Genomic DNA, 4,141 nt, shown 5'->3' with positions numbered 1-4,141 from the left:
TTGAAGCGCCCGCTCGGGATCGCAGTTGAATTGCTGGCGGCTGTGCCCTCCATCGTGTATGGCATGTGGGGCTTGCTGGTGTTCGGTCCTTTGCTGGCCACTTATGTTCAACAGCCGCTGCAGAGCGCCACGCAAGGCGTGCCTTATCTGGGCGCCTTGTTCAGTGGTGCACCTGTTGGCATCGGCATCCTGTCGGCCGGCATCATCCTGGCCATCATGATCATTCCTTTCATCGCATCCGTCATGCGCGATGTGTTTGAGGTGACGCCGCCTTTGCTGAAAGAGTCTGCCTATGGGCTTGGCTCCACCACCTGGGAGGTGGTCTGGAAGGTCGTGCTGCCTTACACCAAGACCGGTGTGGTCGGTGGTGTGATGCTGGGCTTGGGGCGCGCGCTGGGTGAAACCATGGCCGTGACCTTCGTGATCGGCAACATGAACCAGTTGAACTCCCTGTCCGTATTTGAAGCTGCCAACAGCATCACCTCGGCCTTGGCCAACGAGTTTGCCGAAGCAGGCGAGGGCCTGCATCAGGCCTCGCTGATCTATCTGGGCCTGATCCTGTTCTTCATCACCTTTGTCGTGCTGGCCTTCTCGAAGGTTCTGTTGGCACGCCTCAAGAAGTCTGAAGGAGCGCGAGCATGAGCGCCGAATTGCAAGCCCTGCGTGCCCGTCGGCATGCCAGCCGCAAACGCACCAATTTCATCGCCTTGACTCTGTCGCTGGCTGCCATGGCCTTTGGCCTGGTGTGGCTGGTCTGGATTCTGGTCGAGACGGTGCGCCTGGGTGTGGATGGCCTGACACTGGCCACGTTCACGCAGATGACGCCTCCACCTCAAGAGGCTGGTGGTCTGGCCAACGCCATCATGGGTTCGCTCATGATGGTCGGGCTGGCCACCTTGATCGGCACGCCCGTGGGCATCATGGCCGGGGTCTACCTGGCGGAGTACGGCCAGAAGGGCTGGCTGGGTAGCGTTACCCGCTTCATCAACGACATCTTGCTGTCGGCGCCATCCATCGTGGTCGGCCTGTTCATCTACTCGATGGTCGTGGCGCGCATGCACTCCTTCTCGGGTTGGGCGGGGGTGCTGGCTTTGGCGCTGATCGTGGTGCCGGTGGTGATCCGCACGACCGAGAACATGCTGTCACTGGTGCCCAATGCACTGCGCGAAGCGGCTTACGCACTGGGCACGCCCAAGTGGCGCGTGATCCTGACGATCACTTTGAAGTCGGCTCGCGCTGGCGTCATCACAGGCATCTTGCTGGCGGTTGCCCGTATCTCTGGTGAAACGGCGCCGCTGCTCTTTACAGCGCTGTCCAACCAGTTCTGGTCGGCTGATCTGAGTCATCCGATGGCCAGCCTGCCTGTGACCATTTTCAAGTTCGCGATGAGCCCCTATGAGAACTGGCAGAAGCTGGCCTGGGCGGGGGTGTTCCTGATCACGGCCGGTGTGCTCGTGCTCAATGTCATCGCTCGCACGATGTTCCGCCAGCGCTGATTGGCGCGGCTTCACAAGTTCCACGAAAGACCCTGCACCATGGATGCCAAGGTTCAAACACAAAACGCCAACAAGGCCAAGCTGGCCGTGCGCAATCTGAACTTCTATTACGGAAAGTTCCACGCGCTCAAGAACGTGAACATGGAGTTGCCCGAGAACAAGGTGACGGCCTTCATCGGCCCATCTGGTTGCGGCAAGTCCACCTTGTTGCGCACCTTCAATCGAATGTTCGAGCTGTACCCGGAGCAGCGCGCCGAAGGCGAGATCCTGTTGGACGGCCAGGACATCCTGAAGACCAAGGAAGACGTCTCGCTGATCCGCGCGCGTGTCGGCATGGTGTTCCAGAAGCCCACGCCGTTCCCGATGTCGATCTACGAGAACATCGCTTTTGGCGTGCGCCTGTTCGAGAACCTGTCTCGTGTCGAGATGGACGAGCGGGTGGAGTGGGCGCTCAAGAAGGCGGCCCTGTGGAATGAAGTCAAGGACAAGCTGAACCAGAGCGGATCGGGGCTGTCTGGTGGTCAGCAACAGCGTCTGTGCATCGCACGCGGCATTGCCATCAAGCCTGAAGTGCTGCTGCTGGACGAACCTTGCTCGGCGCTGGATCCAATCTCGACCGGCAAGATCGAAGAGCTGATCCACGAGTTGAAGAACGACTACACCGTGCTGATCGTGACCCACAACATGCAGCAGGCGGCGCGTTGCTCCGACTACACGGCCTATATGTACCTGGGTGAGTTGATCGAGTTCGGTGCTACCACCGACATCTTCATGAAGCCCAAACGTACGGAAACCGAGGATTACATCACTGGCCGCTTCGGCTGATGATGGTGGATCCATTCATATCAAAAACAGGTTTTCAAAGGAATCTTCGTATGTCCGAGAAGCATTTGTCCAGCCAGTTTGACGTTGAACTCAGCGGTATCTCCACGCGTGTGCTGGAGATGGGCGGCCTGGTTGAATCTCAAGTGGCCCAGGCCATCTATGCGCTGACGCATTTCAGTGGCGAGACCGCCACCCAGGTTCTTCAAGGCGAAGAGCGCGTGAACCAGATGGAGATGGACATCGATGCCGATCTGTCGACCATCATTGCACGCCGTCAGCCTACCGCACGTGACCTGCGCTTGCTGATCGCCATCTCCAAGACGATCGGCAACCTGGAGCGCGTGGGCGATGAAGCTGCACGTATCGCTCGTACGGTTCAGCGTTTGATCAACACGGGTGTGTCCAGCCGCTTGCGCCTGCCAGTGAGCGATGTGTCGTTCGAGGCTTCGCTGGCCACAGCGTCGCTGCGTCGCGCACTGGATGCATTTGCCCGCCTGGATACGCAAACCGCGCTGGAAGTGATCAAGAGCGACAACGAGATCGACGCCGAGTTCGACGGCCTGATGCGCAAGCTCATCACCTACATGATGGAAGACCCGCGCACCATCTCGGCGTCCATCGATCTGGTGTTCGTGGCCAAGGCCATCGAGCGCGTCGGTGATCACGCCAAGAACCTGGCCGAGCAGGTCATCTACATCGTCAAGGGTACGGACGTTCGCCACAACACGCCTGAGGCGGTTGAGTCGATCATTCGCTGAGATACAGATTAACGCACAAGCACGGAGAACACTTCATGAGTCGTGTGCTGGTTGTTGAAGATGAAATGGCGATCGCCGAGTTGATCGCGCTGAACCTGCGTCATTCGGGTTTCGATGTGGTCGTGGCGCACAACGCCGATGATGCCCAGAACGAGCTGGACAAGGTGCTGCCTGATCTGGTCTTGCTGGACTGGATGCTGCCTGGTCAATCAGGCCTGGCCCTGGCCAAGCGCTGGCGCGGTGCCACGCGCACCCGTGATCTGCCGATCATCATGCTCACCGCGCGTGCGGAAGAGGTGGACAAGGTCGCAGGCCTGGATGCTGGTGCTGATGACTATCTGACCAAGCCCTTCTCGACGCATGAGTTGATGGCGCGCGTGCGTGCCGTGCTGCGTCGCAAGGCGCCTCAGGCGCTGGACGCTGCGGTGGAAGTGGCGGGCCTGCGCCTTGATCCGGCCACGCGGCGTGTCTGCCGTGGCGATCAGGAGATCAAGATCGGCCCGACCGAGTTCAAGCTGCTGCACTTCTTCATGACGCACCCCGAGCGCGTGCACAGTCGTGCGCAACTGCTGGACCGCGTCTGGGGCGATCACGTCTTCATCGAAGAGCGCACGGTAGACGTGCATGTGAAGCGCTTGCGCGAGGCCCTGTCGCCCGTGCAACGCTCGCAACTGATCGAGACCGTGCGCGGTGCAGGTTATCGCCTGACGCAGCAGGTGGCTGACGTCGCCGCCTGAGTTCACTCTTCATAAAGAGACATCGTGGATACAAGCGATTCGTGGCTGCTGTCACGGGTCGGTGCTCGTCTGTTGGCGGCATCGGCTGGTGGCTTTGCAGGCTGGTGGATTGGCAAGCAGATCGGTTATCCCGTCACGACGGGCATGGCCGCAGCGGCATCGGCCGTCTTGCTGCTCTCTGTGAATGACACGCTCAAGGGACACAGGTTGCTGGACTGGCTTCGCACGCCTGAGGCCGCACCGCCTGACTTGCCGGGTATGTGGGGCGAAGTGGCGCATCGCGTCCAGCGTGTGGTGCATCTCAAGGATGTACAGATCGGCGAGG

The 4,141-nt window shown here is 60.0% G+C and carries 6 protein-coding genes; all 6 read left to right on the top strand.

The window, feature by feature from the left end:
• On the top strand, positions 1-642 hold a 642-nt coding region (gene pstC / locus EPO09_RS17255; RefSeq protein ID WP_290644873.1), incomplete at its 5' end, for a phosphate ABC transporter permease subunit PstC.
• Positions 639-1,496, top strand: coding sequence for a phosphate ABC transporter permease PstA (pstA, locus tag EPO09_RS17250; protein WP_290644871.1), 858 nt, complete (start codon positions 639-641; stop codon positions 1,494-1,496). The genes pstC and pstA, both read left to right, overlap by 4 nt.
• A gap of 39 nt (positions 1,497-1,535) precedes the next feature.
• A complete protein-coding gene (gene pstB, locus EPO09_RS17245) occupies positions 1,536-2,321 on the top strand; it encodes a phosphate ABC transporter ATP-binding protein PstB (protein WP_290644869.1) in 786 nt (261 codons plus the stop codon).
• A 50-nt stretch (positions 2,322-2,371) separates the two neighbouring features.
• A complete protein-coding gene (phoU, locus tag EPO09_RS17240; RefSeq protein ID WP_290644867.1) occupies positions 2,372-3,079 on the top strand; it encodes a phosphate signaling complex protein PhoU in 708 nt (235 codons plus the stop codon).
• A gap of 35 nt (positions 3,080-3,114) precedes the next feature.
• On the top strand, positions 3,115-3,816 hold the full coding sequence (gene phoB / locus EPO09_RS17235; protein ID WP_290644862.1) for a phosphate regulon transcriptional regulator PhoB: 702 nt from the start codon (positions 3,115-3,117) through the stop codon (positions 3,814-3,816).
• A 24-nt stretch (positions 3,817-3,840) separates the two neighbouring features.
• The coding region (locus tag EPO09_RS17230; RefSeq protein WP_290644860.1) for a phosphate regulon sensor protein PhoR at positions 3,841-4,141 on the top strand (301 nt) is incomplete at its 3' end.

It is taken from the genome of Aquabacterium sp. (assembly GCF_004297345.1).
Classification (GTDB): Bacteria; Pseudomonadota; Gammaproteobacteria; order Burkholderiales; family Burkholderiaceae_C; genus Aquabacterium.
The sequence above is the reverse complement of the archived record's forward strand: the minus strand, read 5'-3'. Positions and strand labels throughout refer to the sequence as shown.

Excerpts from the sequence above, each read along its gene's own strand:
- pstB (WP_290644869.1), top strand. The coding sequence starts at position 1,536 with ATGGATGCCAAGGTTCAAACACAAAACGCCAACAAGGCCAAGCTGGCC.
- phoU (WP_290644867.1), top strand. The coding sequence starts at position 2,372 with ATGTCCGAGAAGCATTTGTCCAGCCAGTTTGACGTTGAACTCAGCGGT.
- phoB (WP_290644862.1), top strand. The coding sequence starts at position 3,115 with ATGAGTCGTGTGCTGGTTGTTGAAGATGAAATGGCGATCGCCGAGTTG.
- pstA (WP_290644871.1), top strand. The coding sequence starts at position 639 with ATGAGCGCCGAATTGCAAGCCCTGCGTGCCCGTCGGCATGCCAGCCGC.